Source organism: Pseudorhodoplanes sp., assembly GCF_046289595.1.
Classification (GTDB): domain Bacteria; phylum Pseudomonadota; class Alphaproteobacteria; order Rhizobiales; family Xanthobacteraceae; genus Pseudorhodoplanes.
On the sequence record NZ_JBKBVB010000059.1, the window covers coordinates 1 to 26,510 of the forward strand.

The 26,510-nt window shown below is 64.0% G+C and carries 23 protein-coding genes and 1 pseudogene; 1 reads left to right on the forward strand and 23 read right to left on the reverse strand.

Features of this window, described 5'->3' with window-relative positions; all coding sequences use genetic code 11:
• The 4 genes from ACK41X_RS13500 to ACK41X_RS13515 form a co-directional block, all read right to left on the reverse strand.
• Window positions 1-1,096, reverse strand: a 1,096-nt coding sequence (locus ACK41X_RS13500; protein ID WP_409723997.1) for a hypothetical protein, incomplete at its 3' end; no start/stop codon positions are given.
• Window positions 1,097-1,287: 191 nt separating this feature from the next.
• Window positions 1,288-2,502, reverse strand: a complete 1,215-nt coding sequence (locus tag ACK41X_RS13505) for an amidohydrolase family protein (protein ID WP_409723999.1) — start codon at window positions 2,500-2,502, stop codon at window positions 1,288-1,290.
• A 12-nt stretch (window positions 2,503-2,514) separates the two neighbouring features.
• Complete coding sequence (locus ACK41X_RS13510) at window positions 2,515-2,760, reverse strand: hypothetical protein (protein ID WP_409724001.1); 246 nt, start codon at window positions 2,758-2,760, stop codon at window positions 2,515-2,517.
• Window positions 2,744-3,112: a Rieske (2Fe-2S) protein gene (locus ACK41X_RS13515; RefSeq protein WP_409724003.1), complete on the reverse strand. Its 369-nt coding sequence runs from the start codon at window positions 3,110-3,112 to the stop codon at window positions 2,744-2,746. The genes ACK41X_RS13510 and ACK41X_RS13515 overlap by 17 nt, the downstream gene beginning before the upstream one ends.
• A 96-nt stretch (window positions 3,113-3,208) precedes the next feature.
• Between ACK41X_RS13515 and ACK41X_RS13520 the strand changes: the two genes are divergently transcribed.
• Window positions 3,209-3,676, forward strand: a complete 468-nt coding sequence (locus ACK41X_RS13520) for a MarR family winged helix-turn-helix transcriptional regulator (protein ID WP_409724005.1) — start codon at window positions 3,209-3,211, stop codon at window positions 3,674-3,676.
• Between the two features lie 429 nt (window positions 3,677-4,105).
• On the opposite strand, the gene ACK41X_RS13525 is transcribed toward ACK41X_RS13520, so the two are convergent.
• From ACK41X_RS13525 to ACK41X_RS13615, 19 genes and pseudogenes are all read right to left on the reverse strand, one after another.
• Complete coding sequence (locus ACK41X_RS13525; RefSeq protein ID WP_409724007.1) at window positions 4,106-4,438, reverse strand: histone; 333 nt, start codon at window positions 4,436-4,438, stop codon at window positions 4,106-4,108.
• A gap of 34 nt (window positions 4,439-4,472) precedes the next feature.
• Window positions 4,473-5,825 carry a glycolate oxidase subunit GlcF gene (gene glcF, locus ACK41X_RS13530; RefSeq protein ID WP_409724009.1) on the reverse strand — a complete coding sequence of 451 codons (1,353 nt, stop codon included), beginning with the start codon at window positions 5,823-5,825 and terminating at the stop codon, window positions 4,473-4,475.
• 4 nt (window positions 5,826-5,829) lie between these two features.
• Window positions 5,830-7,038, reverse strand: coding sequence for a glycolate oxidase subunit GlcE (glcE, locus tag ACK41X_RS13535; protein WP_409724011.1), 1,209 nt, complete (start codon window positions 7,036-7,038; stop codon window positions 5,830-5,832).
• Window positions 7,039-7,147: 109 nt separating this feature from the next.
• On the reverse strand, window positions 7,148-8,401 hold the full coding sequence (locus ACK41X_RS13540) for a phenylacetate--CoA ligase family protein (protein ID WP_409724013.1): 1,254 nt from the start codon (window positions 8,399-8,401) through the stop codon (window positions 7,148-7,150).
• The gene (locus ACK41X_RS13545; RefSeq protein WP_409724015.1) at window positions 8,389-9,228 is read right to left on the reverse strand and encodes an ABC transporter ATP-binding protein; all 840 of its coding nucleotides are present in this window, start codon (window positions 9,226-9,228) and stop codon (window positions 8,389-8,391) included. The genes ACK41X_RS13540 and ACK41X_RS13545 overlap by 13 nt, the downstream gene beginning before the upstream one ends.
• A 63-nt stretch (window positions 9,229-9,291) precedes the next feature.
• Window positions 9,292-10,626 (reverse strand): ABC transporter substrate-binding protein, encoded by a 1,335-nt coding sequence (locus ACK41X_RS13550; protein WP_409724018.1) that lies wholly within the window; start codon window positions 10,624-10,626, stop codon window positions 9,292-9,294.
• A 97-nt stretch (window positions 10,627-10,723) separates the two neighbouring features.
• Entirely contained in the window at window positions 10,724-11,800 is a 1,077-nt protein-coding gene (locus tag ACK41X_RS13555) for a branched-chain amino acid ABC transporter permease (RefSeq protein WP_409724021.1), read from the reverse strand.
• 10 nt (window positions 11,801-11,810) lie between these two features.
• On the reverse strand, window positions 11,811-12,767 hold the full coding sequence (locus ACK41X_RS13560) for a branched-chain amino acid ABC transporter permease (protein ID WP_409724023.1): 957 nt from the start codon (window positions 12,765-12,767) through the stop codon (window positions 11,811-11,813).
• A 9-nt stretch (window positions 12,768-12,776) separates the two neighbouring features.
• On the reverse strand, window positions 12,777-13,577 hold the full coding sequence (locus tag ACK41X_RS13565; protein ID WP_409724026.1) for an ABC transporter ATP-binding protein: 801 nt from the start codon (window positions 13,575-13,577) through the stop codon (window positions 12,777-12,779).
• Entirely contained in the window at window positions 13,574-15,547 is a 1,974-nt protein-coding gene (locus tag ACK41X_RS13570) for an AMP-dependent synthetase/ligase (RefSeq protein WP_409724029.1), read from the reverse strand. Before ACK41X_RS13570 ends, ACK41X_RS13565 begins: the two co-directional genes overlap by 4 nt.
• Window positions 15,548-15,795: 248 nt before the next feature.
• Complete coding sequence (locus tag ACK41X_RS13575; RefSeq protein ID WP_409724032.1) at window positions 15,796-16,470, reverse strand: Crp/Fnr family transcriptional regulator; 675 nt, start codon at window positions 16,468-16,470, stop codon at window positions 15,796-15,798.
• A gap of 80 nt (window positions 16,471-16,550) precedes the next feature.
• Window positions 16,551-20,024 carry an indolepyruvate ferredoxin oxidoreductase family protein gene (locus tag ACK41X_RS13580; protein ID WP_409724036.1) on the reverse strand — a complete coding sequence of 1,158 codons (3,474 nt, stop codon included), beginning with the start codon at window positions 20,022-20,024 and terminating at the stop codon, window positions 16,551-16,553.
• A 264-nt stretch (window positions 20,025-20,288) separates the two neighbouring features.
• Entirely contained in the window at window positions 20,289-21,518 is a 1,230-nt protein-coding gene (locus ACK41X_RS13585; RefSeq protein WP_409724039.1) for an MFS transporter, read from the reverse strand.
• A gap of 106 nt (window positions 21,519-21,624) precedes the next feature.
• The gene (locus ACK41X_RS13590; protein WP_409724042.1) at window positions 21,625-22,398 is read right to left on the reverse strand and encodes an SDR family NAD(P)-dependent oxidoreductase; all 774 of its coding nucleotides are present in this window, start codon (window positions 22,396-22,398) and stop codon (window positions 21,625-21,627) included.
• Window positions 22,398-23,789, reverse strand: a complete 1,392-nt coding sequence (locus tag ACK41X_RS13595; RefSeq protein ID WP_409724044.1) for a TRAP transporter large permease subunit — start codon at window positions 23,787-23,789, stop codon at window positions 22,398-22,400. The genes ACK41X_RS13590 and ACK41X_RS13595 overlap by 1 nt, the downstream gene beginning before the upstream one ends.
• On the reverse strand, window positions 23,789-24,295 hold the full coding sequence (locus ACK41X_RS13600; protein WP_409724046.1) for a TRAP transporter small permease subunit: 507 nt from the start codon (window positions 24,293-24,295) through the stop codon (window positions 23,789-23,791). The genes ACK41X_RS13595 and ACK41X_RS13600 overlap by 1 nt, the downstream gene beginning before the upstream one ends.
• 46 nt (window positions 24,296-24,341) lie before the next feature.
• Window positions 24,342-25,472 carry a nickel/cobalt transporter gene (locus ACK41X_RS13605; RefSeq protein WP_409724049.1) on the reverse strand — a complete coding sequence of 377 codons (1,131 nt, stop codon included), beginning with the start codon at window positions 25,470-25,472 and terminating at the stop codon, window positions 24,342-24,344.
• Window positions 25,466-26,116: a DUF1007 family protein gene (locus ACK41X_RS13610; RefSeq protein ID WP_409724052.1), complete on the reverse strand. Its 651-nt coding sequence runs from the start codon at window positions 26,114-26,116 to the stop codon at window positions 25,466-25,468. The genes ACK41X_RS13605 and ACK41X_RS13610 overlap by 7 nt, the downstream gene beginning before the upstream one ends.
• Window positions 26,117-26,246: 130 nt before the next feature.
• A pseudogene (locus ACK41X_RS13615) lies at window positions 26,247-26,510 on the reverse strand (gamma-glutamyltransferase); the annotation flags it as partial.

The window sequence follows — 26,510 nt, forward strand, 5'->3', positions numbered from 1 at the left end:
AAACGAATCCGAAAGAGAAGTCGTGCAACCATTCCCCTTTCTGCTGCTTCTTTCCTGGCTGCCGGTCGCCCACCCCCACTTGGGCATCGATGGCCGGCAGGCTCAGCCCCTTCTGCTTGGCAATGAGTTGCACCAGCTTGTCGGCGCGCTCGATATACGGAGCACCGTTATTGAGGGCGCGCGCAGCGGAGGCCGGACGCGTCAGGCTTTGCGCCGCCGCGGCATATTTTTCGAACGGCACGAGATCGTTCGGATCGGCCCCAAGTTTCACGACAAGGTCGTTCACGAAGTTATAGACCGTGCGCGAGGTGTCGATGTCGCTATGCACCGCCTCCTGCGCGTTGCGCATACCCTCCGGCGTGACGCAGCGATAATTGCCGGCGAGCAGCATCGCCCATTTGGCGAGCGGCACGAACAGCGAATCATACACCCGCAGCTTCACCGGCAGTTCGATCTTGGTGCCGTCGCCCGGATCGAACCGGACCCCGTCGATGTCCTTTTCGAGCTGGCGCAGGATCGCGGTGTCCGTGTCGTCGGCGAATTTGGCGACCTTGAAATTGGTCGGCAGCGTCACCTGCAGCACGTTTGCCTTTTCGTCCGGCGGACGGATCGCCTGCGGATCGGGGCTGCAGAGCGTCAGCTTGCCCGGATCGAAATTGTCCCACACGCTCGGATCGGTATAGGCCGGCTTAAGGCTGTCGGCATCGAGGCCGGGGATGCGCCGCATATAGGGCAAGGGCGGCATGTTCATGATCGACATGCAGGGCACCTTCGACTTCGCCACCGCATCGAGCAATTCGCGCACGCCCGGGGAGCGGTATTGTGGCTCCTGCATCGCAAGACCGACGAGATCATAGTCCGCAGGGTTGACGCCCGCCGCGCCGCCCGCCGTCACCGTGCCGGGGAGCTTGCGCGAATCCAGGATCACCGGTTCGGCCCGGCCGCGCACCGGCAGCCGCACGATAAAGCCTTCGGCATTGATCAGATCGGCTTCGGCCGGCAGGCAGACGTGATGAATCCGATGCCCGCCGAACAGCATCTTGGAGGCGAGCAGCGAGCCATAGGCCGCGCCCAAAATGAGGATGTTGTAAGCCATCGATCGACCTCCCGGATTGTCGTGAATGGTTGAGGGCGTGTTCCCGCCGTTTCGATCGGCGATGCTATTGGGCCGGACGCGGCGATGCAATGCGGCAACGCCTGTCTCGCGATGCGGGTCTCCGGGGCGCCTGCTCAGAGCCCGGATTTCAGGCTCGCGGTCCGCAGGCGCGCCCCCGCCATGACATGCCGCTACGCTACCCGTGCCAGCTTCTGCGCGGGGAGCTTCAGGTTGAACAGCCGGATCGCGTTGCCGCCCAGGATGTTGCGCTTCGCAGCCTCCGACAGGAACGGCAGGTCGTAGATCGTCGACGGCAGGTCGAAATCCCAGTGCGGATAATCCGACGAATACATCAACTGGGTCTCGGCATTGATCATACGCATGGTGGTTTGCAACGCGCCCATATCGGTCATTTCCATCGGCTGCGTCGTATAAAACATGTCGCGCATATAATCGCTGGGCAGCTTCTTCAGTGCCGGCGCTTCTGACGAGCGCATCATGTATTCATTGTCGAAGCGCTGCATCATGAAGGGGATCCAGGCAAGCCCGCTTTCGATCCAGACGACCTTCAGCTTCGGGAATCGCTCCGGAATCCCGTTCACGATCCAGTTCGCCATATGCACCATATTGTGGAAGGTGAAGCCGAGCGCATGCACCGAGATGAACCGGTTCAAGAGCGACAGCGACTGGTCGTTCCAGTTATAGGCGGCATGGAACCCAAGCGGCAGACCGAGATCCTCCAGCAGCGCATAGGTCTTCATGTAGGAATTGTGATGCACCGGCCGGTAGCGCGCCGCCGTCACCATAAAGCCGCACACGCCTTCGTGTTTGCCGAATTCCTGCACCATGCGGAACGTGGCATCGGCATCGTTGAACGGCAGATACAACATCGAGCGGAGGCGCGGCTCCCGCGTCAGCACCTTTTCGCACAGCCAGCGATTATAGGCGCGCGCCAGCGCCACCTCGACCTCCACCTGCGGATGCACGCCGAGCTGGAGCATGGGGGTCGGGAACAGGATCGCGACGTCAATGCCCATGCAGTCCATCCAGCGCTTGGTCAGCGTGATGTCCCGATGCTGCGGGCCGTCGGCCTTTTCCAGCTTGCGTAGCGGATAGCGGGTCACCCTCCCGCCCATGTCCTGATAGCCGACCCCGGTCGGCACCACGCCGTTGCTCTTGGCGCTGGCCTGGGCGGCGCTGAGCGCGAGCTGACGCAGCACCGGATCGTCGAGATAGTCGAGAATTTCGGTCATGGACTCCGATTCGTAGTGATGCGAATCCACATCCACGATCGGGAAGCGCTCGTAGCCACGCTCCTTCGCCTGCTGCGACGCATGCGCCAGCAGCTTGGTGGTGTCGAATTCGGCCACCGCCATCTTACGGAAGTCACTGAGCGGAAGGTCCATATCTGTCCTCGATCAACGGCCCGACCAGGATTGCCACATTCCGAGTTCGAAGACCTGGATGTTCACGGCCTTGAGAATGGCGGACACAAAGAGCATCGCCTCGGTGGCGGTGACGCTGGACTCCCGCGGCAGTACCGGCAGCGGGACGTCGCGCGCCTCCGCGCGGGCGGCGTATTCGCGCAGCAAGGCGGCGGAGAGCGCCTGCAGCCTTTCGTCCGGCAGGGTGCCGAGCGCCGCAGGATCAATCGGCGCGCACATAGATATCCTCGCCGCGCCGGATAACTTGATAGGTCTTGAGCTTCAGCCGCCGGTCGGAGGCGCATTCGCCGGTGCGCAGATCGTATTCGTAGCCGTGCCAGGGGCAGACGAAATGCACCTCGTCCGACGAGAAGCGCTGGCCGTGCCAAGTGCGGTCGGGACCGAGCACATCCTCGACCTTGTGCATGATCAGCCCCTCGCAGGCCGGTCCGCCCTGATGTACGCACAGATTCCGGTAGGCATAAAACATGCCCTGCCAGTGAAATACACCGATCTCCACTCCGTCATGGGTCACGATACGGCGCTCGCCGTCGGGCAGATCGTCAGCCTTCGCGACGAAAATTTCGGTCATTCTGAACCCCGGCACTACACTAGGAGCGATATTTCACCGCCGCGCGGCTAATCGTATGGTATCATACGAATTGAGTCAATCTGGGGACAGCATTGCATGCCCATGTCGTCATCGCCGACGAACGCCCCCCGGCAACAACCGGCCGGAGACGAGCAAAGTCTTGGTTACCTGTTTCGATACGGCTATCGCGCTTTTGCGCGCGCAATAAGCAACGAACTGCAGCCCTTCGACATCTCGAGCGGACAATGGTCGGTCTTGCGCGTGCTCTGGGACCGCGAAGGGCTGAGTCAGGTCGAACTCGCGGACCGGATGCGCATCGAAAAGGCGTCGCTCACCGGCGTTCTGGACGCGATGGAAAAGCGCGGTCTCATCTCCCGTACACGGAATTCCGATGACCGCAGAAAGGTCAACATTCACCTCACACCGCGCGCGCGAAGCCTCAAGGAGAAGCTGCTTCCCTTCCGCGCGAAGATAAACAAGAAAGCAACGCGCGGCATGACCTCGGAGGAAATCGAAACCCTCCAGCGGCTGTTGATACAGGTCATCAGCAACCTCGAAGACTGATCATTCGGCGGCCAGCGCCTTGCATTCCTTTTCCGGACCCAGCGCCCGACCGACGACCTGATGAAAACATCCCACGGCTTCGCGGTCGCATGAATTGCGTACCAATGTCGAGTGTTCGAACAATGACGCCAGCCCCGGATCCTCGCTCAAGTTCGAAGTCGCCGGCATTTGCAGCGGCACCCCACCCATCAGGAGCGCAGGATGTCCGCTTAGATGGCGCGCTTCCCGTTGCACACGGTACGACGTCTCGGACTTTGCGACGCATTCTGACACTCGCGCGATTTAATAAGGTACCTTACTATTTAAATTAAAATCCGTGCGGAGCAGTCCGGGCGCCGGCTGCCCGACCGTCCGGGCAAAAGAAAGCGGTCCGGCGCGCCGGAGCCGGACCGCTGCGGGACTTGTCTGGTCCTTGACTGCGGCGCGCGATCAGGTGCCGCTGGTGTCGCTGAACGGACGGTAGCCGCCCGTATCGCTTTCAGGCGCGGAGGCCGGTTCGGGCGCGGGCGCCGGTGGCGGGGTCACGGCTTTCGGAGCCGCAGCGCGCTTGGCCCGCTTCTTCGGCGCAGAGGTCTTCCTGGGCGCGGTCTTCCTGGGTGCAGCCTTCCTGGCTTTGGCTTTCTTTGCCTTCTTGGCTTTCTTGCCCTTCTTCGCAGCGCTTTTTTTCACGCTCTTTTTCTTCTTGGGCATGCTCATCTTCTTGGCTTTTTTGCCCTTCTTGGCCGTTTTGGCCTTCTTCCCCTTCTTCGCCTTCTTCGCCATGACTTCTCTCCGAAAAGGTTGCGCTAGGCTGCCGTCAGGTTGCTGCCGAGGTCTTCACCAGGTCCCCATCGACCGGCATCGCTTGCACGCCGGAGGACAATCCCGCCGGCTTCGGGCCGCCCGTGGCCCAATCGATCAACTCGACCGGATGAACCACCGGTATCGCCGTCCCCGATGCGATCTGAGTAATGCAACCGATATTGCCTGCTGCGATCACATGGGGACTCAGTTGAGCGATGTTTGCAATCTTACGATCTCGCAGCGTCTGTGCAATCTCGCTTTGCACGATATTGTAAATCCCAGCCGAGCCGCAACAGAGGTGACCCTCTGGAATGTCCTTCACGATGAAGCCATGGCGGGTCAGCAGCTCTTTGGGCTGGCGCGTGATGCGCTGGCCATGCTGCAGCGAACAGGCGGCATGATAGGCGACCGTCAGCCCTGTCGCCTGCCGCGATGCGGCCGCAGGCAGGCTCGCCAGATACTCGCTGATGTCCCTGGCAAGCGCCGAAATGCGGGCAGCCTTGGCCGCATAGGCCGGATCGGTGCGCAGCATGAAGCCGTAATCCTTCACCATGGTGCCGCAGCCGGACACATTGATGACGATGGCATCGAGCCCCTCGCCCTCGATCTCGGCGGTCCAGAGGTCGATATTGGCCTTGGCCTGGGCATGCGACTGCTGCTCGCGTCCCATGTGATGCACCAGCGCGCCGCAGCAGACCTCGGCCTCCGGGGTCACCACCTCGATCCCGAGGCGGTTCAGGAGACGAATCGTCGCGGCGTTGATGCCGGCGCCAAGCACGCGGTTGGCGCAGCCCCGCAGCAGCGCGACGCGGCCCCTGCGCAGGCCCTCGGCCGGGTGGATGCGCTGCTCGGGAGCGGCCGCAGCCGCAACCGGCGCAGGCGCCAGCCGCAGCATCGCCGCAAGCGGCTTGAGACCCATTGCGGTGAACAGACCGGCGAACGGCCTGGCCAGCCGGGACAGGCCTAGCGCCGCGCGCATCCGCTCAGGATAGGGCAGGACGGCGGCGAGCAGGCCCCGCACCAGCCGCTCCCGCAACGGCCGACGGAAGGTGTTTTCGATATGAGCGCGGGCGTGATCGACGAGGTGCATGTAGTGCACGCCCGAGGGACATGTGGTCATGCAGGACAGGCAGGACAGGCAGCGGTCGATATGGGTGACCACGTCGGCGGTAGCGGGCCTGCCCTGCTCCAGCATGTCCTTGATGAGATAGATGCGGCCGCGCGGGGAATCGCGCTCGTCGCCCAGCAGCACATAGGTCGGGCAGGTTGCCGTGCAGAAGCCGCAATGCACGCAGGCGCGCAGGATCTTGTTGGCCTCGGCAATGTCCGGATCGGCGAGCTGGGCCAGCGAAAAATGCGTCTGCATATCGTTACACTCCCGCCCACATGCGGCCGGGATTGAGGATGCCTTTCGGATCGAAGCTGTCCTTGACGCGACGGGTCAAGGCGGCGACGCCATCGGTTTGCGGATCGAACACCGCAACCTTGGCCCGGATCGCTGCGGGTGCGCGAATGAGCGTGGCATGACCGCCGGCCTCTGCCACGGCCGCCCGAATCACGGCGCTGCCGGCATCCTCCGAGACCGGCAAGGCGATCCAGACCAGCCCGCCCGCCCAGTCGAAGAGACAGACCCCGTCCGCGGCAGCCGCCGCGGCCGCGATCGCAGTGCCGTTCATCGGCGCCGTGGACACGCGCCAGACCGGGCGCTCGTCGCCGGCAAAGGGCAGCACGTCGCGGACCGCGCGCCAGACCGTCCGCGAGCTTTGCGCGCCAAGCGTATCGGCCGTGCCGTAGGGCTTCAACACGGCCGCCAGCACATCGCGGCGATGCGAGACGGAGGGTGCGACGCCCTCGAGCCGCAAGAGCGTCACGGGACGGCCGCCGAACATCCCTTGCAGCGTACCGAGAGCAGGCGCCGGAAGATGGGCGGCGCCCGACACCTCGCAGGACGAGCCCATGGCATCGGCCATCGCCTGCGCCGCATTGCGGTCGTCGAGACCCTGCAGCAAAAGCGTCGCCTCTGTCTCCGCACGCGGCAGCGTCTTGAGGGTTACGTCTGTCATGACGCCGAGGGTGCCGAACGAGCCTGCCATCAGCTTGGGAAGATCGTAGCCGGTCACGTTCTTGACCACACGGCCGCCCGACTTGAAGGTCTCGCCGCGCCCCGACACCGCGCTGAACCCGAGAAAATGATCGCGCGCGGCGCCGGCCTTGATCCGGCGCGGCCCGGACAGATTGGCCGCGAGCACGCCGCCGATGGTGCCCTCGCCGGACGCGCGGTCGAAGAGCGGACCGCAATCCATCGGCTCGAAGGCAAGCTCCTGGTTCTTGTCCGCCACCAGCCGCTCGATTTCGGCGATCGGCGTTCCCGCGCGGGCGGACAGCACCAGTTCTTCGGGCTCGTAAAGGGTCACGCCGGACAAGCCAGAGAGGTCGAGCGTGATGTCCGACTGGCTCGGGCGGCCGATGCCGCGCTTGCTCCCCTGCCCCGCAATCTCGAGCGTCTTTCCTTCGGACAGCGCCCAGACGACGGCGTCCTCGACGTCCTTCGCGTCTCGGGGTTTGAGGGGGTCGGTCATTTTCGTCATGCCCGCGCTTGCCGCGGGCATCCACGACAAGGTTCTAAACAGAGCAAGACAAGACGGGGAGGGCCGGGTCAAGCCCGGCCATGACGACGGCGAGAGCGGATCAGGAGACCGGGCGCTCGTCGGCTATCACCTTGCCGTCGTTGGGCAGGCTGCCGGGCGCGACAAGTTTCACTGCGCCTTTCAGCTTGGTGACGGACTGCAGGGTCGTTGCGACCGCATCGGCAAGCCCCTCCCCGCCCGCGCTCTCGGCTTGCAGCGTCATGGCATCCTGCTCGGCCTCGCGCGTGACCACCAGCCGCACGCGGGAAAGCTCCGGATGGCGCTTTGCGATCTCGGCGATCTGCTCCGGCCGCACGAACATGCCCTTGACCTTGGTGGTCTGGTCGGCGCGGCCCAGCCAGCCCCTGATCCGCATATTGGTGCGCCCGCACGGCGAGGGACCTGCCAGCACGGCCGACAGATCGCCGGTCGCGAGCCGGATCATCGGATAATCCGGATTGAACGAGGTGACGACGACCTCGCCGACCTCGCCCTCCGGGACAGGCGTGCCGGTACCCGGCCGCACGATCTCGACGATGATGTTCTCGTTGACGATCAGACCCTCGCGGGCCGGCGTCTCGTAGGCGATCACACCGGTCTCGGCGATGGCGTAGCATTGCAGCACCTCGACGCCGCGATCCGCCAAGTCCTGCCGCAGCGAGGCCGGCAGCGCGGCACCGGAGACGAGACCGCGCCTGATCGACGAGGCGTCCTTGCCGGAGGCCTGCGCGGTATCGAGCAGGATTTTCAGAAAGTCGGGCGTGCCGGTGTAGCCATCCGGCCGTAGCCGCGCGATCGCCTCGACCTGCTGCTCGGTATTGCCGACGCCGCCCGGGATCACGGCGCAGCCGAGCGCCTCCGCGGCCGCCTCGAACATCCAGGCCCCGGGGGTGAGGTGATACGAGAAGCAATTCAGGACGATCTGGCCCTCGCGGAAGCCGGCGGCGAACATCGCGCGCGCGACACCGGCAAAGTCGCTCTCATGCCCTTCGGGCTCGAAGATCGGACCGGGCGACATCAGAAGGCGCTTCGCCTTGCCGGGCGGGGTGACGTTGAAACCGCCGAATGGCGGCGTCTCCGCCTGCAGGCGCGGCAGATCGGATTTGCGAAGCAGCGGCAGTTCCGCGAGCGCTACGCGTGACGTGACGAATTTCGGATCGACGCCGTCGAGATGCCTCGCCCAGCCGGGCGCGGCGAGCGCGCGTGCGATCTGGTCCGGAAGCCGCGCAAATGTCTCGCGTTCGCGCGCTCCCGGATCACGAATTTCGAGGGGGTCGTGATGATCGGTGGAGGGAGAAGAGGCTAAGCCAGCCATCGCTTGCGCCGCTTGTAATGCTTGCCCTCGCGGAACGACTTGCGCTTGCCCTCGGCGATGCCGAGGTAGAATTCCTTGACGTCCTCGTTCTCGGCAAGCGCCTTCGCATCGCCGTCCATCACCACGCGGCCGTTCTCAAGAATATAGCCGTAGCGCGCATATTTCAGCGCCATATTGGTGTTCTGCTCGGCAAGCAGGAACGACACATTTTCCTTCTCGTTCAGGCTCTTCACGATCTCGAAAATTTCCTCGACGATCTGCGGGGCAAGCCCCATCGACGGCTCGTCGAGCAGGATCATCTTCGGGCGCGACATCAGCGCGCGGCCGATCGCGCACATTTGCTGTTCGCCGCCCGAGGTATAGCCCGCCATCGACGTGCGGCGTTCGCGCAGGCGCGGAAAGTAGTTATAGACCATCTCGACGTCGCGCCGGATCGCGGCGTTGCCGTCCTTGCGGGTGAAGGCGCCGGTCAGCAGGTTTTCCTCGATGGTGAGATGGCCGAAGCAGTGCCGTCCTTCCATCACCTGGATGCAGCCGCGGCGCACCAGTTCGTTCGGCGACAGCGACTGCACCTCGGCGCCCTCGAACACGATCGAGCCCTTGGTCACCTCGCCGCGCTCGGAATGCAGCAGGTTGGAAATCGCCTTCAGCGTCGTGGTCTTGCCCGCGCCATTGGCGCCGAGCAGGGCCACGATGCCGCCCTTGTCGACCTCGAGCGAGACGCCCTTCAGCACGAGGATGACGTGGTCGTAGAGCACCTCAATATTGTTGACGGAGAGGATCTTCTCCATGGCCGGTGCGTGTGAAGCTTGAACGGCGGTTGACATAGCGGCTCCGGCGCTGCGGCAATCGTCCCTCTCCCCGCAAAAGCGGGGAGAGGGAAAACAACATTACGATGCCTTGTCGCACGGCTCCGTGCGCTTCGGCCACGGCTGGTTCTTGCTGACATAGTCCTTGGCGGCCGCCTCAAGCAGCGGGCGCACCCGCTCCTTCATGGGCGGAATCCAATCGGAAACCTTCACCCATTTCGAGCCGTCCCATTGCTGCATATAGGCGGCGTGATGGCCGTTATGGTCGGTGCAGGACACGCCGGTGATCGGGGCGCCGAAGTCCGGCAGACCGATTTCCTTCCAGCGCGCTTCCGAGATATTCAGCGTCTCGAAGCCGCGCCGCACATCCTCGCCGGTCACGGCTTTCTTGCCGGTGAGCTTCTGCGCATTGCGGATCGCTTCGGCGATCAGCACCGAGTTGTAGACGCCGCGGTTGTAGAGATTTTCGCCGAACTTGTCGGCAGTGACCTGGCTCTTGCCCTTGTCGACGACGTGCTTCTTGATGTCCTGCAGCGCCGGATAATTGGCGCCGACGCCATTGAAGTTGAGCGTCAGATAGCCTTTGGCGGCTTCGCCGCCGCCGCGCGCATCGTCCTCGCCGCCCGACCACCAGATACCGACGAACTTGTCCATCGGGTAGTTGATGCGGGTGGCCTCGCGTACGGCGGTCGGGTTCATTGCGCCCCAGCCCCACATGATCATCCAGTCCGGCTTGTCGCGGCGCACATTCAGCCACTGCGCCGACTGGTTCTGCATTTCGCTCGCCGGCACCGGATAGAGCTTCACGTTGAAGCCGTAATCCTTGGCGAATTGCTCGAGCAGCGGGATCGGTTCACGGCCATAGCCGCCATCGAAGAAGATGTAGCCGATGGTCTTGCCCTTCAGCTTGTCGAGACCGCCCTCCTTGCCGCCGATATAGCGGAAGATCATCGACAGGCCGTCCCAGTAGGTCGCGGGCGGATTGAAGATCCACGGAAACTCGTCACCGACCGCCGAGGCCGACAGGCCGTAGGCCATCGACAGGATCGGGATCTTGTCGACCGCCGCCTTCGGGATCAGCGACAGCGTGATGCCGGTCGAATAGGGGTTGACCACCACCGGCTTCTTCGCCTTGACCTGTTCGTAGCATTCCACGCCGCGTTTGGTGTCGTAGCCCGTCTCGCATTCCTCGATGACGAGCTTGACGCCGCCGATGCCGCCGTCGCGCTCGTTGAGCATTTCCAGATAGTCCTTCATCCCGTTGGCGATCGGGATGCCGGAACCGGCAAACGGTCCGGTGCGATAGGTCAGCAGCGGGACGTAAATGCTTTCCTGCGCGATCGCCGGGGCCGTGAGCGCAGCACTGCCGAGCAGGCCGGCGACGGCTGCTCCAATGGCAACATGTCTGAGACGCATTGCGTTTCTCCCTTTGGTATCGCCGGCACGAAAGCCGGTCGTCTTGTTCCCCCCGGTGCGGATGATCCGCGCCGGGTTTGGTCCCGAGTGTGCCCTGTCAATAAGGGAAAGGCCACACCCGCAATTTCTGCTTCCCGATCTGCCAGAGCCGCGCCAGGCCGTGCGGCTCCACGATCAGGAAGAAGATGATGAGCGCGCCGACAATCATGAACTGGATATGTTCGACAGTCGCCGCGTTGAGCGAAATTCCGATGGCTGCCGGCAACAGCTTCAGCAGAATCGGCAGGCCCCAGATGAAGGCGGCGCCGAAATAAGAGCCGATCAGGCTGCCGAGGCCGCCGATGATCACCATGAACAGGATGATGAAGGACTGGTTGATGTTGAACGAGTCGGCCTCGGCGGCGCCGAGCCACATGAACACCATCAGCGCACCGGCGACGCCGCAATAATAGGACGAGACCGCAAACGCCAGCAGCTTGGTGCGGTAGAGCCGGATCCCGATCAGCTCCGCGGCGATGTCCATGTCGCGCACCGCCATCCAGGAGCGGCCGATCCGGCCGCGTACGATGTTGGAGGCAATCCAGGTCAACGCCACGACGATCGACAGAACGATCATGTACCGCGTCACCGGGCTGGCATTGGGCCCCGTGACCGGAATGTCGAACATGGTGCGGGTCGGCACTTCGATGGCATTCGATACGTTGTAATTCACGAGCCACGGCACGCGGACGAAGCACCACGACAGGAAGAATTGTGCGGCCAGCGTCGCGACCGCCAGGTAGAAGCCCTTGATGCGCAGCGACGGCAGGCCGAAGACCACGCCGACGGCGGCCGAAACAAATCCCGAGAGCAGGATCAGGACGATAATGTTGGTATCGGGGAACCAGGTGGTGAGCTTGTAGGTGGCATAGGCGCCGACCCCCATGAATCCCGCAGTGCCCAGCGAGATCAGCCCGGTATAGCCGGTCAGGAGATTGAGCCCGATCGAGGCCAGCGCGAAGACCAGCACCGGGATCATGACCGCCGAGAGGGTGAAGCTTGAGATCGTGAGCGGGATGACGACGAACGCCGCGAACAGGATCAGTGCGATGCCGATCCGGTCCTGCCGGATCGGGAACAGCGCCATGTCGGCGGCGTAGTCGGTCTTGTACTGGCCGGTCTCGCGGTAGAACATCAGCGCGCCCTCATATCCGCTCGATGATGCGCTCGCCGAACAATCCCTGCGGCCGGAACAGCAGGAACACGAGCGCGATCATGTAGGCGAGCCAGCTCTCGATGCCGGAGCCGAGCAGCGGCCCCCAGTAGAACTCACCGAGCTTCTCGCCGACGCCGATAATGACGCCGCCGACGATCGCCCCGGGAATCGAGGTGAAGCCGCCGAGGATGAGCACCGGCAGCGCCTTCAGCGCCAGAATCTGCAGTGCGAAGGAGACGTCGGAGCGTGCGCCCCACATGATGCCGGTGGCGAGCGCCACGATGCCGGCGGCAAACCACACGATCACCCAGATCTGTTCGAGCGAGATGCCGACCGACAGGGCCGCCTTGTGACTGTCGGCGACCGCGCGCAACGCGCGCCCGATCCGGGTATGCTGGAAGAACACCGCGAGCGTCGCCACCATGATCGAGGCGATGATCGCGGCGGCGATATCGAGCTTCTGGAACGACACAAAGCCGCCGAACACCTTCCACTCGATCGCACCCTTGGGCAGGAACAATTCGCTGGTGATCATCACCTTGGGCTCGCCGCCGAAGATGATTTCGCCGAGCCCGATCAGGAAATAGGTCAGTCCAAAGGTCGCCATGAACAGGATGATGTCGGGCTGGTTCACCAGCGGACGCAGCATCAGCCGTTCGACCCCGACGGCCAGGATGAACATCACCCCGATGGTCAGCGCCAGCGCAATAAAGGCGGGCACGCCCTTGGCATGCAGGCCGACGAGCGTCAGCGCCGCAAACACCACCATGATGCCCTGCGCGAAATTGAAGACGCCCGACGCCTTGAAAATCAGCACGAAGCCGAGCGCGATCAGGGCATAAAGCACGCCGGAAACGAGGCCCTCCCACAGCGTCTGAATCAAGAGATCCGGCGCGCCGCCCATCTGCACGAAGGGATCGATGAAGATCTTGTAGAGGAGGTCCATCGATCGCCCTCAATGCGCCACGCCGAGATAGGCGTCGATCACCGCCTGGTTCGCCTTCACCTCGTCGGGCGTGCCGTCGGCGATCTTCTGGCCGTAATCAAGGACGATGACGCGGTCGGACAGGTCCATCACCACGCCCATGTCGTGCTCGATCAGCGCGATCGTGGTGCCGAAATACTGGTTCACGTCGAGCACGAAGCGCGACATGTCCTCCTTCTCCTCGAGATTCATGCCGGCCATCGGCTCGTCGAGCAGGAGCAATTCCGGCTCCATCGCCAGCGCCCGGCCGAGTTCGACCCGCTTCTGCAAGCCGTAGGGCAGACGGCCGACCGGCACTTTCCGGATATGCTCGATGTGCAGAAAATCGATGATTTCCTCAACGCGCTTGCGGTGTTCGACCTCTTCCGCGAGCGCCGGACCGAACCGCAGCATCTGCCAGAACAGACCGCGATGCATCTTCAGCGTGCGGCCGGCCATGATGTTGTCAAGCGCGGTCATGCCGCGGAACAGCGCCACGTTCTGGAAGGTCCGGGCGATGCCGCCGCGCGCGGCGTCGTAGGGCCGCATCTTCGCGCGGGTCTGCCCCTTGAAGGTGATGCGGCCTTCCTGCGGCGTATAAAAGCCGTTGATGACGTTCAGCATCGAGGTCTTGCCGGCGCCGTTCGGGCCGATGATGGCGCGGATCTCGCCCTTCCTGATGTCGAAAGAGACGTCGCGGATCGCCTTCACTCCGCCGAACGACAGCGAGACATTTTCCACGGCGAGCAGCACCTCGCCGGCCGCGATATCGGATTGCGAGGGCGCCCTCACGCCGCCTTCTCCGTTCTCGCGGGAACCGGTTCGGTCTTCATGTCGACAATCTTCACGCGCGCGCGGACCACGCCCTTGCGGCCGTCCTCGAAGGTCACTTCCGTAGCGATATCCGCCTCCTTGGAGCCGTCATAAAGCGCGGTGATCAGCGGCGCATACCGCTCGGCGACAAAGCCGCGCCGCACCTTTTGCGTCCGGGTGATCTCGCCATCGTCGGGGTCGAGTTCCTTGTGCAGGATCAGGAAGCGCCTGATCTGCGCGCCGGCCATGGCTTCCTCGCCGGCGAGCGCGCGATTGACCTCGGCGACATGCTGCTCGATCAGTTCGTACACGCGCGGATTGGCGGCAAGCTCCTGATAAGAACCGTAGACCACATTGTTGCGCTCCGCCCAGTTGCCGACGGCAGTCATGTCGATATTGATGAAGCAGGTGACGAAATCCCGTCCGTCTCCGTAGGCAACCACCTCGCGGATATTCGGATAGAATTTGAGCTTGTTCTCGATGTATTTCGGCGCGAACAGCGCGCCATTGGCAAGCTTGCCGACATCCTTGGCGCGATCGATGATCTTCAGATGCCCGGTCTGGTCGAAGAATCCGGCGTCGCCGGTCTTCACATAGCCATCCGGAGTCATCACCTCGTCGGTCTTCTCCTGTTCCTTGAAATAGCCGAGGAACATGCCGGGCGACTTGAACATCACCTCGCCGGTCTCGGAAATCCGGATATCGACATTCGGCGCCGCGGGTCCCACCGTATCGGCGCGGATGTCGCGGTCGGCCTGGCACGTGACATAGAGAAAAGCTTCGGTCTGCCCGTAGAGCTGCTTCAGGTTCAGCCCGAGCGAACGGTAGAACGAGAACAGATCCGGGCCGATGGCTTCGCCCGCAGTATAGGCAACGCGCACCCGCGAAAAGCCGAGCACGTTCTTCAGCGGGCCGTAAACCAGCACTTCGCCGAGCCCATAGAGCAGCCGGCCGGTGAGCGGCACCGGCTCCCGGTTCAGAATTTTCTCGCCGTAGCGCCGCGCCACACCGATGAAATAATGAAAGATGCGGCGCTTCAGGAAGCCTGCATCCTCCATGCGGATCATCACGCGGGTGAGCAGATTCTCGAACACGCGCGGCGGCGCGAAATAGAAAGTCGGCCCGATCTCGCGCAAATCCTGCTGTGCCGTGTCGGGGGATTCCGGACAGGCGGTGCAGAAGCCGGCAACCAGCGCCTGCGCGTAGTTCAGATAATGATCGCCGACCCAGGCCAGCGGCAGATAGGCCAGCACCACGTCGTCGGCGGTCAGCTTGTCGAAGGCGACGGTATCGCGTGCTGCTGCAATGCAGCGGCCAGCCGACAGGACCACCCCCTTGGAACGGCCGGTGGTTCCCGACGTGTAGAGAATGATCGAGGGGTCGGCCGCGCTTCCGGCCTCGATCTCGCGGTCGATCCGGGCGACGGCTTCGGCATCGCCCGCCATGATCGCCTCGTTCTCCGCGATCATCGCGCCGAGGTCGTGCAGGCGGCTGTGGTCGTAGTCGCGAAGCCCCCGTGTTTCGTCATAGACAATATGGCGCAGCTTTGGCAGTTGCTCCTGCACCGACAAAATTTTGTCGACCTGCTCCTGGTCCTGCACCACCGCAACCGCAACATCGGCATGGTCCAGCACGTAGGCCATTTCGGTTGCGACCGCGTCGGCATAGACCGGAACCGGTATTGCGCCGAGCGCCTGCGCCGCAAGAATCGTTTCATAAAGACGCGGACGGTTATTGCCGGCGATGGCGACGGTGTCGCCGCGCTTCACCCCGAGCTTTGACAGGCCAAGCGCGATGGCGCGGACTTCGCGCAAGACATCCGCCCAGGTCCAGGTCTGCCAGATGCCCAGATCCTTATGCCGCAATGCGGGACGCTCGCCCCGAACCCGTGCATGATGAAGCAAGAGTTTCGGAAACGTATCCGCAGCAACGCTGGCGTCGTTCGCCACGGCGCCTCCCCTCCCTGAAAACGCGCGGTTTCCGCGTCGTTGTCGTTACAGTCGCCGAAACTGTCGCTGCCGCCCGCCTTGCCCGCGGACGCAACATCAGTTTTCTTCTTATAGCGAAAATTGCAACAAAAAGGGCGCCTGCAAATGTCTCTCTTGACAGACGCAGCGGCGCTTTGTTGGCTAGCATATCCCCTTGTGTTTGCGTGAGAGTCGACCTGCGCCGCAGCGCGGCATCGCGAATACGGGTTTCAGTCGCCGTAGACGCGCAGCCGGTCGAGGTCGGCGATGGTCAGTCCGCCATGCTCCAACCGGATCAGACCCTCGCTTTCCAGCCGCTTGAGACTTTGCCCGGCCACCGGCCGCGATACCCCCGACAAAAGGCCGATCTCTTCGTGGCTGATCGCCAGGTGACGCTCGTCGTCGCGATAGAGCACCGGATTGAACAGCCAGGCGATGCTGCGCGCGACCCGGGCGGTCGCATCCAGCGACCGGTCATATTCCACCAGTGCGATGAACTGGCCGAGCCGCTCGTTAAACTGCCGCACCAGAAACCGGTTGAACGCGGCACTGTGCTCGAACAGCCAGAAGAACGTCGCCTTGTTCATCAGGGCTAGGCGGGTGTCGCGCAGCGCCACCAGGTCGTATTGCCGGGCTTCGTCCTTGAGAAGCGAGCCTTCGCCGAACCAGACCCCGGTCCGCATCCCGGCCAGCGTCACGCTCTTGCCGGACCGCGACGTGGTGGAGATTTTCATCAGCCCGTCCGACACGCCGGTCCATGACTCGAGACGGTCGCCGCGATGGCAGACATAATCGCCGCGCGCATATTGCTTCTCGACGATGCCGCGGCGTGCGCGCTCGATTTCGTCCGGACCGAGATCGTGAGACCAGAACGCGATCCGGCGAAGATGGTCGGCGGAGATCAATGGCGAGACCCATATGGCGGCCGGGGCGCCATTATGGCCGCCGCAGCCGCCGCCGCTCAAGGGAGAACAGTCCCGGCGAGCTATTCGGCGGCTTTCAGCATGGGCGCGCTGCCGCTCCGGAACTGCTCGAGCAACGCCGCTTCGTCGGCCTTGGCGGACGCCAGACTGCGCAGCTTCACCGGTCCGAAGCCCCGAATCCTTTCCGGAATGGCGGCGAGGCCGACGGCGATCGCATGATTGGCCGGATTGAGACCGCGGATCAGATCGGCCAGCAGCGCCTCGTAATCGGCGATCAGCCGGCGCTCGGTGCGGCGTTCGTGCGTGTAGCCGAACGGATCGAAGGCGGTGCCGCGCAGGAATTTGAAACGCCGCAACAGCCCGAAAACCTTCAGCATCCACGGGCCGAAGCTCATTTTGCGCGGCTCGCCGGTCGCCTTGTCGGCGCGCGCAAGCAGCGGCGGCGCGAGATGAAACTCGAAGCGCAGTTCGCCGGGCTCGAACGTGTTTTCGATCTGTTTGAGGAACGTGCCGTCGGTATAGAGCCGCGCCACCTCGTATTCGTCCTTGTAGGCCATCAGCTTGAACAGGTTGCGCGCTGCGGCTTCCGAAAGTTCGGTGCGCCCCGGCACCTGCGCCTGTTCGGCAGCACGGACCTTTGCGACCAGGTCGCGGTAGCGCTGGGCATAGGCCGCGTTCTGGTAGTCGGTGAGAAACGCCACACGGCGGTCGATGATGTCGTCCAGCGACTGCGACAGGCGGCGGTTCTCGTCCTCCGCCGCCGGGCTCGGGATCAGTGTCTCGACCTGCGCGACATCGAGCGCGGCGCGCCGGCCCCAGCGGAACGCGGACTGGTTCATGGCGACCGCCTCGCCGTTGAGTTCGATGGCTGTTTCGATCGATTCCGCAGATAGCGGCAATGCGCCCTGCTGGAACGCGTAGCCAACCATGAACATGTTGGCGGCGATCGAGTTGCCCATCAGCGCGGTCGCGAGCCTTGTCGCATCGATGAAGGACACCCGGTCGCGACCCGCCGCCTGCACGATGGCGCGCTTCAGCCGCTCGGTCGGCAGCGAGAAATCGGCATTGCGGGTGAAGTCGCCCGGCAGGAACTCGGCGAGATTGATGACCATGCGGGTGGCGCCATGCCTGACCGCGGCCAGCACCTTCCTGTTGCCGGCCACCACGATGTCACCGCCGAGCACGAGATCGGCGCCCCCGGCGGCGATGCGGATGGCGTGGATGTCCTCGGGCTTGTTGGCGATGCGGATATGACTGTAGACCGCGCCGCCCTTCTGGGCGAGCCCGGCCATGTCGATGATGCCGACGCCTTTACCCTCAAGATGCGCCGCCATGCCGAGCACGCCGCCGATGGTGACGACGCCGGTACCGCCGATGCCGGTGACAATGATGCCATACGGCTCCGCGATCTTCGGCAGCACCGGAGCAGGCAGCGCCGGCACGTCGCCTTCGGCAACCGCCCTGCCCTTCTTCATCTTCGCGCCATGCACGGTGACGAAGGACGGACAGAAGCCCTTCACACAGGAATAATCCTTGTTGCAGCTCGACTGGTCGATGGTGCGCTTGCGGCCCCATTCGGTCGTCAGCGGCTGCACCGACACGCAATTGCTTTTCACGCCACAATCGCCGCAGCCCTCGCAGACCAGTTCATTGATGATCACGCGCTTGTCGGGATCTGGATAGGCGCCGCGCTTTCTGCGGCGGCGTTTTTCGGCGGCGCAGGTCTGGTCGTAGATCAGCACCGAGGTGCCCGGCACGTCGGCGAATTCGCGCTGCACCTCATCGAGATCGTCGCGGTGATGGAACGTAATGCCTTTCGGCCAGTCGATGCCGCTCGGATATTTGCGCGGATCGTCGCTGACGATGGCGATGCGCTTGACCCCTTCGGCCGCGACCTGCCGGGCGATCTGCGGCACGGTGAGCGAGCCTTCGACGGGTTGGCCGCCGGTCATTGCCACCGCGTCATTATAGAGAATTTTGTACGTGATGTTGACGCCCGAAGCGATCGCGGCGCGGATCGCCAGATAGCCGGAATGGTTATAGGTGCCGTCGCCCAAGTTCTGGAACACATGGTTGCGCTTGGAGAACGGCGCCTCGCCGATCCAGTTCGCGCCCTCGCCGCCCATATGGGTGAAGCCCAGCGTGTTGCGGTCCATGAACTGCGCCATGAAATGGCAGCCGATGCCGGCATAGGCGCGCATGCCGTCGGGCACCCGGGTCGAGGTGTTGTGCGGGCAGCCCGAACAGAAATACGGAGTCCGTGCCGCGACCTCCTGCAATTCGGCAAGCGCATGCTGCGCCTGCTTGAGCTGCGATACGCGCGTTGCGATGGCGTCGTCATGGCCGCGGGCGAGCAGACGGTCGCCGATCGCGATCGCCACCTCGTTCGGGTCGAGCGCGCCCTTGATCGGGAATAGCCAGTTGCCGCGTTCGTCCTTCTTGCCGATGCAGAGCGGCTGGTTGGCGGTGCCGTAAAGCTCCTCGCGCACCTGCACTTCGATCAGTGCGCGCTTTTCCTCGACCACGATGATCAGGTCGAGCCCCTTGGCAAAGTCGATCAGTTCGTCGCGCGGGATCGGCCACGGGCAGCCGATCTTGAAGATGCGCAGGCCCAGCTGATTGCAGCGGACTTCGTCGATGCCGAGTTCGTCGAGCGCCTGGCGCACATCGAGATAGGCCTTGCCGGTCGTCACGATTCCGATCTTCGCGCTCGGCCCGCCGGACGTGACGATCCTGTTGAGCCTGTTGGCGCGCACGAAGGCAAGCATCGCGTCGCGCTTGTAGTCGTAAAGCCGCGCCTCCTGCCCGAGGATGGTGTCGCGGAGGCGGATATTCAGCCCGCCCTCGGGCATGACGAAATCCTGCGGGATTTGGATCTTCACGCGGTCGAGAGAGCCGTCGACAACGGCGGTGGATTCCACCGTCTCATGCATGCATTTGAGCGCCGCCCAGGTGCCGCAGAAGCGCGACATGGCGAAGCCGTAGAGCCCGTAATCGATGATTTCCTGAACCCCGGCCGGATTGAGGATCGGGATCATCACGTCGACGAAGTGATATTCGGACTGGTGCGCAGTGGTGGAGGATTCGGCGGTATGGTCGTCGCCCATCAGCGCCAGCACGCCGCCGTGCTTCGAGGAGCCGGCAAAATTGGCGTGCCGGAACACGTCGCCGGTGCGGTCGACGCCCGGGCCCTTGCCATACCAGATGCCGAACACGCCGTCGTATTTGCCTTCGCCGCGCAATTCAGCCTGCTGCGAGCCCCACAGGGCGGTCGCCGCCAGGTCTTCGTTGAGCCCGGGCTCGATGATGATGTCGTTCGGCGTGAGGAATTTGCGCGCACGGATGAACTGATTGTCGAGCCCGCCGAGCGGGGAGCCGCGATAGCCGGTCACATAGCCCGCGGTATTCAGTCCGGCGCGGCGGTCGCGCTCCTTCTGCATCAGGCACAGCCGGACCAGCGCCTGATAGCCGGTCACAAAGACCTGCTGTTTGGTGAGGTCGTATTTATCGTCGAGACTGACCTGCCGCAGGGTCATGCGCGCGATCCTTTGTGCCTCATGTGCGCACCGGGACTGGCGATCGCTAGCCCGTGCGGCTCGTTAAAAGCGAGCAAGGTGGCAGATAGGTCAGGCATGCTGACCTTTTGGGGCACCCCCGTCAAACCGAGGGCTGGGAGTGCCGCTGCCGAGGCGGATTCGGGCATTGGCATTTTGTGCGACGCAGGCATGATGCGCAAGCCTGCCGGTGCATGACGGAATGCCACGCCATGCGCACGTTTCGCCTCAGCGCGATATAAAATGTTAGGTGACAGCCATCCGTGCGCCGGGCCGCCCGGCCCGCAGCAGCCAGAGCGCGATTGCGAGATTGAGCAGGTTCCAGGCCAGGCCATTGAGGAAGGCCGCCCGATAGGAGCCGGTGAGGTCGAAAATCCAGCCCGACATCCAGCCGCCAAGCGCCATCCCGAACACGGTGGCCATGATCACCATGCCGACCCGGGCGCCGGCCTCCTGCGGCGGGAAATATTCGCGGACGATAACGGCATAGCTCGGCACGATGCCGCCCTGGAACAGCCCGAACAGGATCGAGATGATGTAGAGAGATGTCAGCCCGTCGAACAGGAAATACAGAAACAGCGCGACCGCCTGCATCACCGAGCCGATCAGCAGCGTCACCACGCCGCCGAAACGGTCGGCGATGAAGCCGGAGCCGACCCGGCTGACAATACCGAAGGCGAGCATGAGCGACAGCATTTCGGCACCACGCGCCACCCCGTAACCGAGATCGCCGCAATAGGCCACGATATGGACCTGCGGCATCGCCATGGCGACGCAACAGCCGATGCCGGCGATGCACAAGAGGACGAACAGCGTGTTCTGCGACACCCCGATATTCGGCGGCACGAAACCGCGAAGCTGCGCGCCGCCATTGGTATGAAAATCCGATCGGCGGCGGAACATCAGCGACAGCGGCAGCATCGCGATCACGCAGAAAATGCCGATGCCAATGTGGGTCGCGCGCCAGCCGTCGCTGGCGATGAAATGCTGCGCCACCGGCGGCCAGACCGCACCCGCGACGTAATTGCCGGACGCGGCGATCGCGATCGCGATGCCGCGACGCTTCTCGAACCAATGCGACAGGTCGGCGATCAGTGGACCGAAGGACGCGGCGCTGCCGAAGCCGATCAGCAGATGCGCCGCGCAGAGCAGCCACAGGGTCGGGGCAAAGCCGGCGCTGACATAGCCGATGCCGAGCGAGGCGATGCTGAGCCAGATCGGCACGAGGATGCCGAACCGGTCCGCCAGCCGGCCAAGGATGAGATTGCCGACGGCGAATCCCGCCATTGCCAAAGTATAGGGAAGCGAAGCATCGGCCCGGGTCGCGGCGAAGTCCGCCTGCACGGAGGGCAGCGCCACGACATAGGACCACATGCCGACACTGCCGATCGTGCCGAGCACGAGCGCCACGCCGAGCCGCAGCCAGGCATAGGACGTGTCCACAAGGCTGGGCCGGCTTCCGGCAAGGCCGTCCATCGGGCGAGATTCCGTTGCGGGCGGCACAGTGCTGGGCGTCAGCCCTCACATCAAGCCAATTGAATGCAAGGGACGCATTCGCAATGCTGATGAGTCGGCGGCGCGACTAACCGATCCGGACCACCTGCCCGCCATCGGCGATGATGGTCGCACCGGTCATATAGGCGCCGGCCTTCGACGCAAGCAGCAGCAAAGCGCCATCGAGATCGCCTTCCGCCCCGAAGCGACCCATCGGGATCGACCGCTTCATCTCCTCGCCCTTGTCGCCCTCGAGAAAGGCGCGGTTGATGTCGGTGACGAACCAGCCGGGCGCGATGGCGTTCACCCGCACACCCTTGAAGGCGAGTTCCAGCGCCAGCGCCTTGGTGAGTTGCACCACGCCAGCCTTGGCCACGGCATAAGCCGTGACGCCCTTGGCAGCGCCGAAGGCCAGCACCGACGCGGTATTCACAATCGAGCCCTTGACGCCGGCAGCGAGCATGCGGCGCGCGCCTTCCTGCGACCAGAAGAACACCGAATCGAGATCGAGCGACAGAATGCGCCGCCATTCCTCTTCGGTCATATCGAGCGCGCGCACGCCCTGAGCTGCGCCCGCATTGTTGACGAGGATCGACACCGTACCGAAGGCCTGGTGTGTTTCGTCGAAGGCGCGCAGCATCGCCGCGCGATCGAGCACGTCGGCCTCGATGGCCATTGCAGTGCCGCCCGCCTTTTCGATCCGTCCGCACAGTGCGTCGAGCCGGTCCTTGCGCCGGGCCACCAAGGCCACCTTCGCGCCATTCGCTGCCAGCACCTGCGCAAAGCGCGCGCCAAGCCCGGACGAGGCGCCCGTCACCAGAGCGACGGTGCCCGTTAAATCGAAGATCGTCGCCGCTTTCATCATCCCCCACCATAGAGCGCGCGCGGCAAGGCCGTCGCCAGACCCGGCACGAACCACAGCACCGCGAGCGCGGCAAGCTGGATCGCGACAAACGGTACGATACCGACGTAAATGTGCCGCGTGGTGATGCTGGGCGGAGCCACCCCGCGCAGGAAAAACAGCGTCGGCCCGAGCGGCGGGTGGATATACGAGGTCTGCAGGTTCAACGCCATCAGGATGCCGAGCCAGACCGGATCGACGCCCGGCATCGCCAGCAGCACAGGACCGACGATTGGCACGATCACGAAGATGATCTCGAAGGCGTCCATCACGAATCCTAGGAGAAACATCGCAACCATCACGGCAACGATCGCGCCCGATGCGCCGCCGGGAAGATCGCTGAGCGCGCGATGTACGAGATCGTCTCCGCCGAAGCCGCGGAACACCAAGCCAAACAGAGTCGCACCAATCAGGATCAGAAAGATCATGCTGGTCATCTGCGCGGTCTTCATCGCGGTCTGGACCAGCGCCTCGCCGAAAGTGCCTTCGCCGCGCAGCGCCGCCAGCAGCGTCGCACCGGCTGCGCCCACCGAAGCTGCTTCTGTGGGCGTGGCTATGCCGGCAAGGATCGAACCGAGTACCGCGATAATGAGGAGCAGCGGCGCAACCAGAACGGCCATGAGCTTGCCCGCGCTCACGCCGTCGGGTAGCGCCGGATCGGGCGGGATGGCCGGTGCGGCTTTTGGCGCGACGGCCGCGACCGCGGCGACATAGGCGACATAGAGCGCGACGAGGAGAAGACCCGGCACCAGCGCGCCGGCAAACAGATCGCTCACCGTCACCGTCGCGGGTGCGAACACGCCTTTCGACAATTGCGCGGCCTGGAACGCATTGTTGAGCGCGTCGCCCAAAATCACCAGCACGGTGGAGGGCGGAACGATCTGCGCCAATGTGGCGGACGCAGCGACGATTCCGGAAGCAAGCCGCGGGTCGTAGCCGTGACGCAGCATCGCCGGCAGCACGATCAGCCCCATGGTGGCGGCGGTAGCGCCGACGATACCCGTCGACGCCGCGAGCAGCGCCCCAACAAGAACGACAGAGATACCAAGGCCGCCGCGCAGCGTTCCGAAAGCACGGCCTATCGTCTCGAGCAATTCCTCGGCGATGCGCGAGCGCTCCAGCATCACGCCCATGAAGATGAAAAGCGGGATGGCGAGCAGCACCTCGCTGGTCATGACCCCGAAAATGCGTTGCGGCAGCGCGCCGAGAAAGCCGAAGCTGAAGATGTCGAGAAGGCTGCCGAACGCGGCAAAGGCGAGCGACACCCCGCCAAGCGTGAAGGCGACCGGATAACCCGCGAATAGTGCAATGCAGATCGCCAGCACCAGCAGGATCGCGAACAACTCCGCCATCAGACCTGCGCCTTGCCGGTGAGAAGCGCAGCGGCTCGTATCGCCTGCGCCGCGCCCTGTAGCATCAGCATCACGGCAAAAACCGGGATCAGCGTCTTGAGCGCGAAGACCAGCGGCAATCCGCTCGCCTCCCGCGAGCCTTCCATGATCGCCCAGGAGCGCGCGACATAGGGAAGCGAGAAATACAGGATCGCCGCGGCAAACGGAATGAGCAGCAGGAGCGCGCCGCACAGATCGATGACGGCCTTGATACGCGGCCCGGCGGCTGCGTAGATCAGGTCGACCCGCACATGGCCGTCGTTTTTCAGGGTCCAGGCGGCAGCGAGCAGAAACATCGCGGCATGGCTGTAGAGGATGGATTCGTGCAGCCAGATCGAGCCGATGCCGAACAGATAGCGCAGGACGACCACCGCGAACTGGATCCCGACCACGGCGACGCAAAGCCACGCCGCGGCGCGGCCGATCTTGCCGTTAATCCAGTCGATGGCGTCTGCAAGGGCGAGCATTTCGTCCGCGATCGGTTGTCCGCGGACTATAGCGGCGCAGCGTGGCTTACGCGAACATCCGCTCGCTGGCGATATAGCCGGTGAGGAGCGCGAGGCCGAACAGCATCACCAGCAATGCGGCCGCGACTTCCAGCCCGCGCAGCGCCACCATGCCGGGACCGGGACGGCTGGACGCGAATTTCTGCGCCAGCCCGCGCGCGCCGACCGCGAGCGTTGCGATCGCCGCCACCGTGATCGCGGTTCCGAGCCCCATGATGAAGGTCGAAGCCACCCCGGCCCAGAACAGTCCCTGCGCCAGCGCGAAGACAAGAACCAGGATCGCGCCCGAGCATGGCCGCAAGCCCACCGCAACAATGGCCGACAGCCCGCGCTTCCAGCCGCCGGGCCCGGCAAGCTCCTGGGGCTCCGGCGCATGCGCATGGCCCCAGGCCGAGGCGTGGTCGTCGTGGTCGTGATGATGGTGCCCGCTGCACGACGCGCCATGTTTATGCACGTGGCCGTGGTCACGGTCGTGTTTGTGCCCATGGCCTTGCGCATGATCGTGATGGGGCGCATGACCGTGGTGGTTATGCTGATGCGCGTGGCTGTGCGCCGCGTCTGGCCCGGCACGGAATTTCCTGAACGAGGCGATCAGCGCGCGCCCCTTGACCCAAAGCAGACGCGCGCCAAGCAGCGCAATCAGGCTGTAGCTGATCACTTCGATCCACCACACCGTGCCGTCCATCGTCCGGCGTGTCGCGCCAAGCAGAACCGCGGCGATGCCGACGATCGCCACCGCCACGATGGCCTGCAGGATCGCGGAGGCAAACGACAGCACCACGCCGCGCCACCAGGTCTCGCCGTTGGCGATGACATAGGACGAAATCACCGCCTTGCCGTGACCCGGTCCGGCTGCATGGAACACGCCATAAGCAAAGGACAGCGCGAACAGCCCCCACACCGCGCTGCCGTCTTTCTTGGCCGCACGGATCGCGCCGGACAGCCCGCGATAGAACTCGGACTGCTTGGCCAACAGCCAGCCAACGATGCCGTCGGGCGGTGGCGGTGCCGCGCGCGGCGCTCCGAACGGGTTGGCCTGCGCCAAGGCAGCGTCATGCGCAAGCGCAATTGCCAGCGCGACAACAGCCGCAGCGCCAAGCATAAACCAAAGATCGGTCGGCCGGCGGCCCGTCAGCATTTCACGCCGATCTTGTTGGCGAATTGCGCACCGAACGGATTGTTCGGGTCGGGTCGGGCGAAAATGGACTCGCTCAGCGACTTCACCTGGCTGTCGTCGCCGAGCTTCACCGTCGAGAGCTTGCAGGAGGCCGGCGCGCCCTTCAACGTGATCGGCTCCTTGTCGGCGAATTCGAAGGCGACGAAATAGAGCGGGTCGTAGATGTCGAGATCGACCGTCTTGGTCGCGACCGGCTTCTTCAGCGGCAGCGTGAAGTGCAGTGTCAGGAGGTCGTCCTCTTGCTCCAGGAAATAGTCTACCGGCTGTTCGAACTCGGCCTTCTTGCCGTCGAGTTTCCCTTGCGTGAAGAAATCAAATTCCTTGAGCGAGGTCACGTTCACCTCGGCGAGGGGCTGCAATTCCTCGCGGGTGAACTTGCCCTTCACTTTTGATTCGAGGCCTTGCGTCGCGTAGGACGAGAACATGTCGTCGAAGGTCCAGCGGTGTCGGATGCCGGTCATCCGGCCCTGCCCATCATAGACAATCTCGCTTTTCATCGTGACATAGACATGAGGATGCGCCAGGGCCTCCGGCGCAGCAAGAACGAGCGCCAGCAGGCCGGCCGAAAGCCCGAGCACGAGCGGACGAAGTAAGCGGGAAATCATCTGTGTTCCGGGTCGCGATTGGTGACGCGCGATCGATGCAAAACCGGTGCCTACTCTTGCTGATCGCGCGTTGGCGGCGTTGCTGCACAATATCACGGAAGGCGGCGGAATGGAGGCGGGCGTTATAACATCAGACCCCGAAAGCGCCCGGATCGGCCCTCGGATCGTGCGCCCCTTCCAGCGTGCCGTCTGGGTGCAGGACAATCGCCCCGGCATGACCCATGGTGTCGGAAAAGGCCTCGTCCAGCACCGCGACATCGTGACCGGCCGACAGCAGGCGGTCGATCAGGTTGCCGTCGAAGCGGGCTTCCATCCGCAGATTGGTATGGGTCGAACCCCAGGTGCGGCCCAGCAGCCAGCGCGGGGCCGCGATCGCCTCCGGCAGCGGCTGCCG